Source organism: Alkalihalobacillus bogoriensis ATCC BAA-922, assembly GCF_000621445.1.
Lineage (GTDB): Bacteria > Bacillota > Bacilli > Bacillales > Bacillaceae_F > Bacillus_AO > Bacillus_AO bogoriense.
This window is the reverse complement of sequence record NZ_JHYI01000006.1, coordinates 75,960-90,202: the sequence shown is the minus strand read 5'-3', so window position 1 is coordinate 90,202 and position 14,243 is coordinate 75,960. Positions and strand designations below refer to the sequence as shown.

Here is a 14,243-nt window from a genome sequence, read left to right as displayed (position 1 = left end):
GAGGAAAGTGAATATCCGAGGAGAAAGTGGGGAAAGGAAATGGCACCAAAAACGATCATTGAAAAAATTTGGGAAAAACATACTGTGCTAGCAGAAGAGGGGAAACCAACTCTTTTATATATTGATTTACAAATGGTTCACGAAGTAACGTCACCACAAGCGTTTGAAGGGTTACGTTTGAGTAATCGTAAAGTTCGTCGTCCAGATTTAACGTTTGCCACGATGGACCATAATGTACCAACTGTAAACCGTCTAAGCATTACTGATGAAATTGCAAAAAAACAAATGGAAACATTAAAAAACAACTGTGATGAGTTTGGAATTAAAGTAGCTGACTTAGATAGCCCTGATAATGGTATTGTCCATGTTATTGGACCAGAATTAGGTTTAACACAGCCAGGAAAAACGATCGTATGTGGAGATAGTCATACTTCTACACATGGTGCATTTGGTGCACTTGCGTTTGGTATCGGTACAAGTGAGGTTGAACACGTATTAGCGACTCAAACACTTTGGCAAAGCAAACCGAAAACATTAGAAGTTCGTGTGACAGGGCGCCTTGGGACAGGAATTACAGCAAAAGATGTTATTTTAGCGATTATTTCAAAATTCGGTGTTGATTTTGGAACAGGTTCTGTTATTGAATTTACAGGTGAAGCGATTCGTGGCATGACAATGGAAGAAAGAATGACGATTTGTAATATGTCCATTGAAGCAGGGGCGAAAGCGGGATTAATTAGTCCAGACCAAGTGACATTTGATTATTTAGAAGGCAGAGAATATGTGCCGAGCGGAGAAGAGTTTGAGAAAAAGGTAGAAGAGTGGAAAGCCCTAGTTACAGATGAAGGCGCTGAATATGACAAAGTTGTTGTTATTGATACTTCTGAAATTCAACCTATGGTGACATGGGGAACAAACCCATCCCAAGGGATTCGTATTCACGATACGGTTCCTAATCCACAGGATGCAAAAACACAATCAGAGCGTCGCGCAATCGAGCAAGCGCTTGAATATATGGATTTAACACCTGGAACAAAAATGACAGATGTTGAAGTTCAGCATGTGTTTATCGGTTCTTGTACGAACTCTCGTATTAGCGATCTTCGTGCTGCAGCTGCTGTTGCTAAAGGTCGTAAAGTGTCAGAAAAAGTTAGAGCTATCGTTGTTCCAGGTTCACAAAAAGTAAAACAACGGGCAGAAGAAGAAGGATTAGATAAAATTTTTATCGAAGCCGGCTTTGAATGGCGTGAATCTGGTTGTAGTATGTGTTTAAGTATGAATCCTGACTTTATCCCAGAAGGAGAGCGTTGTGCCTCAACGTCAAACCGAAATTTCGAGGGACGCCAAGGCAAAGGGTCAAGAACACATCTCGTCAGTCCAGCAATGGCAGTAGCAGCTGCGGTAGCAGGTAAATTTGTCGATGTAAGAACGTTTGATAAATCAACAGTATAATGAAAAAGAACAAGTAAAGTTGAGGTGGAAAAGATGGAACCAATAGTTGTACACACAGGGAAAGCAGCAGCGATGAATCGCGTAAATGTCGATACAGACCAAATTATTCCAAAACAGTTTTTAAAACGTGTTGAAAGAACAGGATTTGGACAGTTTTTGTTTTTTGACTGGAGGTTTAATGATGATGGCTCAGATAACCCAGAGTTTGAATTGAACCAACCACAAAACGAAGGAGTAACAATACTTGTAGCTGGTCATAATTTCGGCTGTGGTTCATCAAGAGAACATGCGCCATGGGCATTGAAAGATTACGGATTTCAAGTTATTATTGCACCATCTTTTGCAGATATTTTTTATAATAACTGTGTGAAGAATGGGATTTTACCAATCCGTCTTGATGAAAACAAAGTAAATGAATTACTTGAAAATGCCAATGCAGCAGGGTATGAATTAACGATTGATTTACCAAATCAAAAAATTACAGATACGATTTCATTTGAAGCTAATTTTGACATCGATCCATATTGGAAAGAAATGTTGATTAACGGATGGGATGAAATCGGATTAACGTTGCGGTATGAAGATAAAATTAAAGAGTATGAAAATGCCCAGGCTTAATACAGGCTTCCCCGTTATGACTCCGATCATAATGGGGATTTCTTTATACTTTGTTTGTTTTGTTTGTGTTTTGAAATCAGCTAAGGAAAGAAAAAAACGAAAACAATGTATAGCTTTTCTTCATATACATACAATGATTGTAATTTCAAAATGTAACTGATACACTTATCAAAAGATAATGTCAAGTAGTCCTTTCGATAAAACTTAAGGAATAGAGCGGAGCGTTTCTATGAGTAAAGAAAACAATCATCAGAAAGATAATGTCGTTCTTTTTCCAGGTCTTGTCACAAAGCTTGTTGATAAAGGTATGACTGCATTAAAGGAGAAAAAGTTTAAAGACGCCCTATCGTTTTTTGAGCAAGCACTTGAATTAGAAGAAGATCATGCTCAAGGTCGCTTTGGTGTTGTCCTGTCTCTAATCGAGCTAGGTCACTTAAAAGAAGCTGCAGATAAAAGCAAACAAATGTTAAACGAAGATATCGGAAACTATTATGATATTTTACAAGTTCATGTATCGTTATTAGTACAATTAGGACAATATAAAAATGTAGTTACGATGCTTGAAGGGGTTTTATCTGAAGCTAACCTGCCGCCACACTTAGCTGAGTCTTTTTATCAACTCCTGCACTTTAGCCGCCAAATGAATGGGGAAGAACCAGAATATCATACGCCAACAAAAGTTGACGAAGAGCCACCTGTGGAATTAATGACATTACTTCATCACCCGAACAAGGAGAATCAGTTAAGAGCCATTCAGTTGCTCAGTAAACACGAGCACCCAATTGTTATTTCAGAATTTAAGAAGTATTTGTTAGATGATCGAGACCCTATGTTAAAAACGATTGTGCTCCAAACTTTAGGACAATTACAAGTATCTGAGCCGATTGAAATGAAAAAGTTTGATCACACAGTCACGGTTGTCCCAACTCAAGTAAAAGAAGTAACGGAACAGTCGTTTGGAAAAGAAGTACAAGCTATGATTGAGCAAGAGTTAGAGCAAGAAAATCCAACATTGTTGGAAACGGTTCTCCATATATGGTGGCAATATATATTTGCTTTATTTCCACTTATTCCACTTCCAGAAGATAAAGAATTATGGGTTGCTGCAATTTATGTTGTTGGATTGGAAAGTCAAGGATTTGATTTCGATGAAAATGAAATTGCCTTTAAATATCAACACTCGGTTTATGACATTTTACAAAAGGCAAATGAAATTCGAGAAGTAGAAGAAACAGTATTTCAAGGGATAGAAGTATAACAAAGTAAATGTTAATACATAACGTACATATTTAGACAAAAAGTTTTATTAATTGATCTGATCGGCTATTATGGTATAATAAAAGGGTTGTCAATCATAGGGCTCGTTTTGGAAAAATGTAATTGAAAGTTGGAGGGAAAGAATTAATGACTGCCAAATTTGAAAAGTTAGAAGGAAATCAAGGTGTACTTACAGTTGAAGTAGACGCTGATAAAGTAAATGCGGCGTTAGATCAAGCATTTAAAAAAGTAAGCACAAAAGTTAATGTACCAGGATTCCGTAAAGGAAAAATTCCTCGTGGATTATTTGAGCAACGTTTTGGTGTAGAATCATTATATCAAGATGCATTGGATATTTTATTACCAGGTTCATACGCTCAAGCAATTGAAGAAACAGGAATTGAACCAGTGGACCGTCCAGACATTGATATTGAACAAATGGAAAAAGGCTCAAACTTAATTTATAAAGCGACAGTTGTAGTGAAACCAGAAGTACAACTTGGCGAATATAAAGGGTTAGAAGTCGAAGAAGAAGATACTACAGTAACGGATGAAGATGTGGAAAATGAATTGAAGCAACTTCAAGAAAAACAAGCAGAGTTAGTTGTTGTCGAAGATAGTTCGATTGAAAACGGTGATACAGCCGTATTTGACTTTGCAGGCTATGTGGATGGTGAAGCGTTCGAAGGTGGAACAGCTGAAAACTATTCATTAGAAATTGGTTCAGGTCAATTTATCCCTGGTTTTGAAGAGCAATTAGTTGGTTTAAAAGCCGGTGAAGAAAAAGATGTTGAAGTAACGTTCCCTGAAGAGTACCATTCAGAAGATTTAGCTGGAAAACCAGCAACATTTAAAGTGAAAATTCATGAAATTAAGCGTAAACAGCTTCCTGAATTAAATGATGAATTTGCTAAAGATGTGAATGAAAATGTAGAAACTCTTGATCAGTTGAAACAAGAATTAAAAGATAAATTGACAAAAGATAAAGAGCACCAAGCAGATCACAAAAAACGCGATACACTAGTTGAAAAAGCAGCTGAAAATGCAACAATTGACATTCCAGAAGCAATGGTAACGACAGAAGTAGACCGCATGTTACAAGAATTTGGGCAACGTCTACAATATCAAGGAATGAATCTTGATATGTACTACCAATTCTCTGGCACAGATGAAGAAGGAATGAAAGAGCAATTTAAAGTAGATGCAGAAAAACGTGTTCGTGTGAACTTAACACTAGAAGCGATTGCAGAAGCTGAAAACTTTGACATTTCTGATGAAGACGTGGAGAAAGAAATTGAGAAAATGGCAGAAATGTACAACCGTCCTGCCGATGAAATTAAACAATTGTTACAAGCCCAAGGTGGCCTTGAAGGAATTAAAGGTGATTTGAAAATCCAAAAAGCTGTTGATTTTCTTGTAGAGAATAGCAAAACAGTTTCATAAGATGAAATGATAACAAGGCGCGATTTAGTTCGTGCCTTGTTTTATAACCCTCTCGATAAAAGAATTTAAGAAATAAGGTATGAATTTAACTGTAGATGAACAATATGAATAAAAGCACCTGTTTTGCTAGGTAAAAAATATAGAAGCCGATTGAAAAAGATAGAGGAGTTTTTTAGCCACTTATTGAATACAGTATGAATAAGGGCAATCCATGGTCCATTAGAGATAATCTGAAATACATAATGAATACTTCCGTTATTTTTTGGCTAGCAAATAAAAAAACATAAAGAAAAAGTCTTTCCATTACCACACTATTTCCAATGTATGATACAATGCAATACATAACTTTAGGCTTCTATCGTAACCATTTTGTAAGGTTAAATATTTCTAATGCACTTACCACCATGGTACAATCTTGTTAGGGGTGATACGATGTTTAAATTTAACGATGAAAAAGGACAGTTGAAATGTTCTTTTTGTGGAAAAACACAAGACCAAGTAAGAAAACTGGTTGCAGGACCTGGTGTTTATATATGTGACGAATGTATTGAGCTGTGCACTGAAATCGTTGAGGAAGAATTAGGAACGGAAGAAGAAGTAGAGTTTCAAGAGATTCCCAAACCGAATGAAATTCGAGAGATTTTAGATGATTACGTCATCGGCCAAGAAACAGCGAAGAAATCGTTAGCTGTTGCTGTGTATAACCACTATAAACGAATCAATTCATTAAACAAAAATGAAGAGGTTGAGCTTGCGAAAAGTAATATTGCGCTCATTGGTCCAACGGGAAGCGGAAAAACATTATTAGCTCAAACATTAGCTCGAATTTTAAATGTACCTTTTGCAATTGCTGATGCAACATCTTTAACTGAAGCGGGTTACGTTGGAGAAGATGTAGAAAATATTTTATTAAAATTAATTCAAGCTGCTGACTATGATGTAGAAAAAGCAGAAAAGGGTATTATTTATATTGACGAAATTGATAAAGTGGCTAGAAAATCTGAAAACCCTTCAATCACAAGAGATGTTTCAGGTGAAGGTGTTCAGCAAGCCTTATTAAAAATTCTTGAAGGAACGACAGCAAGTGTACCTCCTCAAGGGGGAAGAAAACACCCACATCAAGAATTTATTCAAATTGATACAACAAACATTCTATTTATTTGTGGTGGAGCATTTGATGGAATTGAGCAAATCATTAAACGCCGATTAGGGAAAAAAGTAATTGGATTTGGTTCCGATGCGAAACAGGAAGATTTAAAACCAGGGGAATACTTATCAAAAGTTTTACCAGAAGATTTATTACGCTTTGGTCTTATTCCAGAATTCATCGGTCGTCTTCCGGTTATTTCTTCATTAGAACCTCTTGATGAAGCGGCGTTAGTCGAAATTTTAACAAAACCTAAAAATGCGTTAGTGAAACAATATAAACGTTTATTAGAACTGGATGAAGTGGAATTAGACTTTACAGATGATGCCCTTTTAGAAATTTCGAAAAAAGCAATCGAACGAAAAACTGGTGCTCGTGGGTTACGCTCTATTATTGAAGGAATTATGTTAGATGTTATGTTTGACCTTCCTTCAAGAGAAGACGTTGTAAAATGTACAATTACAGCGGAAAGTGTAACTAGCGGTGAAGCGCCAATATTAACAACAGAAGATGGAACGGAAATAAAATTAGAAAAGAAAGAACCAAAAGAAAGTGCATAACCAAATTCTCCCTAACTGACATGATGTTGGTTAGGGATTTTTTGTTTACTGTAGTTGTTCTCGGAGATACTATAAGAAAATGACAACCATACGTCTAAGGGGGAGCATCTATGAATTGGACTGGAATTGCGTTATTAATTCAATTAGTTTTCGGGACCATTATCGGTATCTATTTTTGGAACTTATTAAAAAGCCAACGGTCACAAAAAGTATCGGTTGACAAAGAATCACGAAAAGAAATGGAACAATTGCGAAAAATGAAAGCTGTTCGATTAAGTGAACCTTTATCTGAAAAAGTGAGACCTTCAAGTTTTGAAGAAATCATAGGTCAACAGGAAGGAATTCGGACATTGCGTGCTGCATTATGCGGACCTAATCCTCAGCATGTCATTATTTATGGACCACCAGGGGTTGGGAAAACAGCTGCTGCTCGACTCGTGTTAGAAGAAGCGAAGAAAAACCATCGTACCCCATTTAGACATGATGCAGCATTTGTTGAACTAGACGGGGCAACCGCACGATTTGATGAAAGAGGAATCGCTGACCCGCTTATTGGATCTGTACACGACCCAATTTATCAAGGTGCAGGAGCGATGGGACAAGCTGGGATTCCTCAACCGAAACAAGGGGCAGTAACAAAAGCTCACGGTGGAGTACTATTTATAGATGAAATTGGTGAGTTACATTCAATTCAATTGAACAAACTATTGAAAGTGTTAGAAGACCGAAAAGTTTTTCTTGAAAGTGCTTATTATAATGAAGATAATCCGCAAATCCCAAGACATATACATGAAATTTTTCGAAACGGACTTCCTGCTGATTTTCGCCTAATTGGGGCAACAACAAGAAGACCGGAAGAAATTCCACCGGCCATTCGTTCACGGTGTTTAGAAGTCTATTTCCGTTCGCTTACACAAGAAGAAATTATTATCATTGCAAAAAAAGCGGTTGAAAAAATGGCTTTCACAGTAGAAGAAGGGGCGCTAGAGCGCATATCAAAATATGCAACAAACGGGAGAGAGGCAGTAAACACTGTTCAAATTGCTGCTGGTGTAGCAACAAGTGAAGACAGAATTGAAATTACAAATGCCGATGTAGAGTGGGTTATTCATTCGAGTCAATTATCACCGCGACCTGAGCGAAAAATTCATCCTGTGCCCAAAATAGGTTTAGTAAATGGCCTAGCGGTGTATGGTCCTAATATGGGAGCTTTAATGGAAATTGAAGTGAATGTGATTCCAGTTGCTGAAGGAAAAGGGAAAGTGAATATTACGGGAATTGCAGAAGAAGAAAGCACTGGAAACCAATCACGTTCAATCCGAAGAAAAAGTATGGCGAAAGGGTCTGTTGAAAATGTTGTCACGGTGTTGAGAAACTTAGGACTACCAACAGCGAATTTTGATATTCATATCAATTTTCCAGGAGGAACACCTGTTGATGGTCCATCTGCTGGGATTGCCATTGCAACGGGAATTTATTCCGCGTTAAAAAATGTAAGAGTAGATAATAAAGTTGCGATGACTGGTGAATTAAGCATTCATGGCATGGTTAAGCCAATCGGTGGGGTCGTAGCCAAAATCGAAGCGGCGCGTGATGCCGGAGCAACAAAAGTTATTATTCCGAAAGAAAACGAGCAAGCGATTTTGCAAGAAATGAAAGGAATTGAAATCATTGCTGTTGAAACACTAGAAGAAGTTTTTGATTTAACGTTTGTTGATGTAGAACGAGAGGATGTTATCCCGGCCAATCAACAAATTGAGGGTTCAGCCACACCAATTTAATCATTAGACAAAGGAAAGTCTATAGGATAAAATGTACAAGATACAAAGCAATAACGATTACTCTAATTGAAATGGCTCTACTTAGGAAAAGTGGAGTTGTTGGGGAGGTGCTGTCTCATGGTCAATAAAGATAAAAGAGTTATCCCGTTATTACCATTACGAGGATTATTAGTTTTTCCGACAATGGTATTACACCTAGATGTTGGACGAGCAAAGTCTGTTCAAGCACTAGAAGCTGTAATGGTGGATGACCATGAAATTTTATTAGCTACACAAAAGGAAATCTCAATCGATGAACCAGCAGAAGATGAAATTTATAAAATAGGAACATTAGCGAAAGTAAAGCAAATGTTAAAGTTACCGAATGGTACAATTCGCGTATTAGTAGAAGGTTTGCAAAGAGCTCGTATCGAATCGTTTCTCGACAATGATGAGATGTTTCAGGTGGAAATTACACCACTATCTGATGAAGAAATTGATACAGACGCAGAAAGAAAAGCATTGATGCGTAATACGCTTTTACAATTTGAACAATACATTAAATTATCAAAGAAGATTTCAGCAGAGACATTAGCCACCGTGACAGATATTGCGGAGGCTGGTCGTTTGGCAGATGTGATTTCTACACATTTGCCATTGAAAATCGCGGAAAAACAAAAGCTACTTGAAACACTATCAATTAAAGACCGCCTTCTTTCCATTATTGACGTTTTAAATAATGAAAAAGAAGTATTAGGTCTTGAAAAGAAAATCGGTCAACGCGTCAAAAAATCAATGGAAAAAACTCAAAAAGAATATTATTTGCGTGAGCAAATGAAAGCCATCCAAAAGGAACTTGGTGATAAAGAAGGGAAATCAGGTGAAATTGCTTCACTAAGAGAAAAAATTGAAGAAGCAAATATGCCTGAAAACATTCGAGAAAAAGCGTTTAAAGAGTTAGAACGCTATGAAAAAATGCCATCAAGTTCTGCTGAAAGCTCAGTCATTCGTAATTATGTTGAATGGTTACTGAACTTGCCATGGAATAAAGAAACTGAAGACCTTTTAGATATTCATAATGCGGAAGATATTTTAAATAAAGATCATTACGGGTTAGAAAAAGTCAAAGAACGGGTGTTAGAATATTTAGCCGTGCAACAATTAACAAAAGAGCTAAAAGGACCTATTCTGTGTTTAGCTGGTCCTCCTGGAGTAGGGAAAACATCGCTTGCGCGTTCAATTGCGCGTTCCTTAAACCGTAAATTTGTTCGAATTTCTCTCGGTGGTGTTCGAGATGAAGCAGAAATTCGTGGACACCGTCGTACGTACGTTGGAGCGATGCCAGGACGAATTATGCAAGGTATGAAAAAAGCAGAAACAATCAATCCTGTCTTTTTATTAGATGAAATTGATAAAATGGCCAATGATTTTCGTGGAGACCCAGCAGCAGCATTGCTAGAAGTATTAGACCCTGAACAAAACAATACATTCAGTGATCATTATATTGAAGAGCCATATGATTTATCAAAGGTTATGTTCGTAACGACAGCCAATAATATTGGGACGATTCCTGGTCCATTACTTGACCGTATGGAGATTATCTCGATTGCTGGTTACACGGAAATTGAAAAACAGCATATCGCAAAAGGCTATCTTTTACCGAAACAAGCAAAAAACCATGGGTTGACAAGAGGAACTCTTCAAGTAAAAGATGAAGCGATTTTAACTGTTATTCGCCATTATACAAGAGAAGCCGGCGTTCGGAACCTAGAGCGACAAATGGCAACGATATGCCGAAAAGCAGCGAAAATGATTGTTTCTGGCGAAAAGAAACGAGTGGTTGTGACTCCGAAAATGGTGGAAGTCATGTTAGGCAAGGCAAAATTCCGCTATGGACAAGCTGAAATTGAGGACCAAGTTGGAACGGCAACAGGCTTAGCATATACAACAGCTGGCGGAGATACGTTAGCAATTGAAGTTTCTGTTGTACCTGGCAAAGGAAAGTTGATTTTAACAGGGAAACTTGGAGATGTCATGAAAGAATCAGCTCAAGCGGCATTTAGTTATATTCGTTCTCGTGCAAATGAACTCCATATCGATAGTGATTTCCATGAAAAAAGTGATATCCATATTCACGTCCCTGAAGGAGCAACGCCTAAAGACGGTCCATCCGCTGGGATAACGATGGCAACAGCTTTAATCTCTGCGTTAACAGGAAAACCAGTTAAAAAAGAAGTCGGTATGACCGGAGAAATTACGTTGCGAGGTCGAGTGCTTCCGATTGGTGGCTTAAAAGAAAAGTCGATGAGTGCCCATCGCGCGGGGTTAACGACCATTATAGCTCCTAAAGATAATGAAAAAGATTTAGAGGATATTCCAGAAAGTGTTCGTGAAGGATTAACATTTATTTGGGTGTCTCATTTAGATGAAGTATTAAAGCATGCATTGGGAGAGAAAAAATGAAAGTAACAAAAGCAGAATTAGCGACAGTAGGTGTTAAACCTGACCAATATCCGAAGCTTTTCCTACCTGAGATTGCCTTATCCGGGCGATCGAATGTAGGGAAATCTTCCTTTATTAATAAAATGTTGAATCGGAAAAGTTTAGCGAGGACATCGCAACGACCAGGGAAAACGCAAACATTAAATTTTTATTTAGTAAATGAACAGCTTTTTCTTGTTGATGTACCCGGTTACGGTTTTGCCAAAGTACCAAAAAAAGAAAAAGACGCATGGGGAAAAATGATTGAAACCTACATACAACAGCGTGAACAATTAAAGGCAGTTGTCCAAATCATTGATATCCGCCATGAACCATCTCGGGATGATCAGGATATGTATACATGGTTAAAGCATTTTCAAATTCCAGTTATCCTTGTTGCTACAAAATGTGATAAAATCCCAAAAGGAAAATGGGATAAACACAAAAAAATTATCAGTAATGTTCTCGGAAAACATCCAGATGATCCGATTCATGTTTTTTCTTCGGAAACAGGTTATGGAAAAGATCAAGTATGGGGTGCCATCCTTGATTATTCAAAGCGGAAAGTAGAATTAGATGTGTCACCAATAGATGAAGAAAGCTAGACTATAAACGGTCTAGCTTTTTTTTGTTTATGGGAAGTAAGCGGTCATGAAAACCGTTATCTGTGAACAATGCTAGCGTTTGGGAACGTTGGTGGACACAGGAGCAGTTAATCATAATATATTCTAGGAATAGAGTTGCTTTTGTGTGAATAAGTGCTCCTGTGGCCACTAAAAAACGGAAACCCGTATCATGTTCACAAATAACGGCTGCTCTGACCGCAAAAATGAGCCGAAAAGTTGAATCGGTAGTATTTAAGCTTTTTTTACATCCTTGTGAGGTTTGTTTTGTTTTTATAAAAATCAGCCTAAGTACCTTTAGAATAGGTCCGAAGGAATCGTAAAGTACTAGGGTAGATTAATTTGATAAAATATTGTTATCCATAAAATTCTCCTTATTGTAAAGGTCACGGATAAGTTTGGCTTTGCTTTTACAGTAGGAGAATTTTTTTATTTGTCTAGTGTGTTCTTCAAACTTCGACTTTTTTTATTTGAAATTAATTGCTTAGAAATATGGTGATTAAACCTAGTGAAATGGAGCGAAAGTCACTCGACTCCTGGGGGAAAGAGAGGATTGGCGAGACCCCACAGGCGTTAGCTAAGGAGGCTCGCCACCTCCTTAGCGAGCGCGAGTGGCTGTAGCGCAATGGAACGGATATGTTATTTGTGCTAACTAAAAGATCGGTAAGATTTAACCTGTGGATATATTTACAACGCCAGTGAAGAGATGTCTATTAGATATTGACAAAAGTCATGTTTAGAATTATTCTAAATAGGGAATACACATAAAGACTTTATTTTCGCTTAAACAATAAATATATTCCAAGTGCGATAAGGAAAAGTGGCCAAAATCTTTCCAACATATCTGTAATAGATTGGAACCACGTAACGACACCGCCAGAGAAAAAACCTAAAGCAGAAATTACGAGTAAAATGATACCTGGCAATAAACCATCCTTTTTTGTTTTTGCATATACATGTAAAAAGGATAAACCAACGATACAAGTATACATTGACCAATGGGAAGGCCATGTTGATAAAAAGAAAAGCATATGAAAATGTATGCCCAGTAAAAGTAATAGTGTGCCGGGGAATAAAGAACCATAATCTTTATTCATATACGATTGCAGTAAGAAAGCAAAGCCGAGTATGACAAGAATCGAAGGCCACCTGACTAATTGGTCAACATATGGGATGTTAAATTGGTGTAGGAGAAAAAACAATCCGACTCCAATAAATAAAATTCCTGGAAAAACACTTTGTCGTTTCATTTTATTCCCTTCTCCTTTCATATTTTTCCGAGCGATGGGAAACTCTATCCATAAACGAAATTTTATGGTGGTAAAAATCAACTATTAAATATAATATCATATGGATTCAAGAACTGTTCACACTTTTTTTTTGTGTTCAAATAAAACCGTGATATAATAGTGAAAGATTATGTAAAGAAATTAAAAAGCTGAAAGTAAAGCTGACCTAAAACAGTGGGGGTGAAACATTCAAATGCACATCATAGTCGTGGGATTAAACTATAAATCTGCCCCTGTAGAAATTCGTGAAAAGTTTACGTTTCAAGAGAATGAACTTCCACAGGCGCTACAGCAACTTCGCAGTATGAAAAGCATACTTGAGTGTACAATTGTGTCCACCTGTAATCGCACCGAAATTTATGTGGTTGCTGATCAGCTTCATACTGGACGCTATTTTACTAAATTGTTCTTATCTGAATGGTTTCAACTCGATCGCCAAGAGTTTACACCGTTCTTAACGATACAAGAAGACCATCATGCGATCGAACATTTATTCCGTGTTGCATGTGGATTAGATTCGATGATTTTAGGTGAAACACAAATATTAGGGCAAATTAAAGATAGCTTCTTATTAGCCCAACAAAATCAAGCAACAGGTACGATTTTTAATCAACTGTTTAAACAAGCGGTAACACTAGCGAAACGTGCGCATTCTGAAACTGAAATTGGCAACAATGCAGTATCAGTAAGTTATGCGGCTGTGGAGTTAGGTAAAAATATATTTGGTGATTTTTCGAACAAGCATGTTGTTGTACTAGGTGCTGGTAAAATGAGTGAATTAACAGCTAAACATCTACATGCAAATGGAGCTAGTAAAATAACAGTGATTAACCGTACGGAAGAAAAAGCAGCTCAATTAGCAGAACGTTTTCTTGGCCAAGCACGCCCAATGGAACAGCTAACTGAAACATTAGTAGAAGCTGATGTTTTAATTAGTTCAACAGGTTCACGTGATTATGTAATTTCTAAAGAGACGGCAAAAACAGCAATGAAGAAAAGAAAAGGTCGACCACTCTTTATGGTGGACATTGCTGTTCCGCGTGATTTAGACCCAGCTCTAGCGGAATTTGATGATATTTATTTATATGATATAGATGATTTAGAAAATATCGTTCAAGCGAATTTAGCAGAACGACAAGTAGAAGCCGAAAAAATCGAACTAATGGTAGAAGCAGAAATCGATGAGTTTAAAAATTGGTTAAATACACTTGGTGTTGTTCCGATTATTTCTGCATTACGTACAAAAGCATTAGCGATTCAAGCTGAAACAATGGAAAGCATTCAACGTAAACTGCCAAATCTCACAGAACGAGAAAAGAAAGTTTTAAGCAAACATACAAAAAGCATTGTCAATCAATTATTGCGTGACCCGATTACACGAGTGAAGGAACTAGCAGCTGAAGAAGATGCTGATCGATCATTAGAATTGTTTACAAAAATGTTTGCGTTAGAAGATGAAATTATTTTACAGCAACAAAAAGAAAGTGAGAAAGAACGAGCAAGGCAAGCTGAATTAGAATGGGAAAAGAGTAAGAGGGATTTTGCATCTTTTGCAAAACAAGAAAATGCAGTAGTCCGCTCCTAAGAGAGGAGTCATTACATGTGTTTAACAC

10 protein-coding genes are annotated in these 14,243 nt (G+C 37.2%); 9 read left to right on the top strand and 1 reads right to left on the bottom strand.

Annotated elements, in window-relative coordinates:
• The first annotated feature begins 39 nt into the window (after positions 1-39).
• The 8 genes from leuC (at position 40) to yihA (ending at position 11,323) form a co-directional block, all read left to right on the top strand.
• On the top strand, positions 40-1,452 hold the full coding sequence (gene leuC / locus T323_RS0100455; protein ID WP_026671524.1) for a 3-isopropylmalate dehydratase large subunit: 1,413 nt from the start codon (positions 40-42) through the stop codon (positions 1,450-1,452).
• A gap of 33 nt (positions 1,453-1,485) precedes the next feature.
• Positions 1,486-2,070: a 3-isopropylmalate dehydratase small subunit gene (gene leuD / locus T323_RS0100450; protein WP_026671523.1), complete on the top strand. Its 585-nt coding sequence runs from the start codon at positions 1,486-1,488 to the stop codon at positions 2,068-2,070.
• 229 nt (positions 2,071-2,299) lie between these two features.
• A complete protein-coding gene (locus T323_RS0100445) occupies positions 2,300-3,328 on the top strand; it encodes a tetratricopeptide repeat protein (RefSeq protein ID WP_035177151.1) in 1,029 nt (342 codons plus the stop codon).
• Between the two features lie 146 nt (positions 3,329-3,474).
• Positions 3,475-4,770, top strand: coding sequence for a trigger factor (tig, locus tag T323_RS0100440; protein WP_026671521.1), 1,296 nt, complete (start codon positions 3,475-3,477; stop codon positions 4,768-4,770).
• A gap of 432 nt (positions 4,771-5,202) precedes the next feature.
• Positions 5,203-6,477: an ATP-dependent protease ATP-binding subunit ClpX gene (gene clpX, locus T323_RS0100435; RefSeq protein WP_026671520.1), complete on the top strand. Its 1,275-nt coding sequence runs from the start codon at positions 5,203-5,205 to the stop codon at positions 6,475-6,477.
• A 110-nt stretch (positions 6,478-6,587) separates the two neighbouring features.
• Complete coding sequence (lonB, locus tag T323_RS0100430) at positions 6,588-8,258, top strand: ATP-dependent protease LonB (RefSeq protein WP_026671519.1); 1,671 nt, start codon at positions 6,588-6,590, stop codon at positions 8,256-8,258.
• Between the two features lie 117 nt (positions 8,259-8,375).
• On the top strand, positions 8,376-10,700 hold the full coding sequence (gene lon / locus T323_RS0100425) for an endopeptidase La (RefSeq protein WP_026671518.1): 2,325 nt from the start codon (positions 8,376-8,378) through the stop codon (positions 10,698-10,700).
• Positions 10,697-11,323, top strand: coding sequence for a ribosome biogenesis GTP-binding protein YihA/YsxC (yihA, locus tag T323_RS25555; RefSeq protein ID WP_051556275.1), 627 nt, complete (start codon positions 10,697-10,699; stop codon positions 11,321-11,323). The genes lon and yihA overlap by 4 nt, the downstream gene beginning before the upstream one ends.
• A 791-nt stretch (positions 11,324-12,114) precedes the next feature.
• Here yihA and T323_RS0100415 read toward each other — a convergent pair.
• Positions 12,115-12,591 (bottom strand): LiaI-LiaF-like domain-containing protein, encoded by a 477-nt coding sequence (locus T323_RS0100415; protein ID WP_026671517.1) that lies wholly within the window; start codon positions 12,589-12,591, stop codon positions 12,115-12,117.
• A gap of 232 nt (positions 12,592-12,823) precedes the next feature.
• Between T323_RS0100415 and hemA the strand changes: the two genes are divergently transcribed.
• The gene (hemA, locus tag T323_RS0100410; RefSeq protein ID WP_026671516.1) at positions 12,824-14,215 is read left to right on the top strand and encodes a glutamyl-tRNA reductase; all 1,392 of its coding nucleotides are present in this window, start codon (positions 12,824-12,826) and stop codon (positions 14,213-14,215) included.
• The last annotated feature ends 28 nt before the right edge of the window (positions 14,216-14,243 follow it).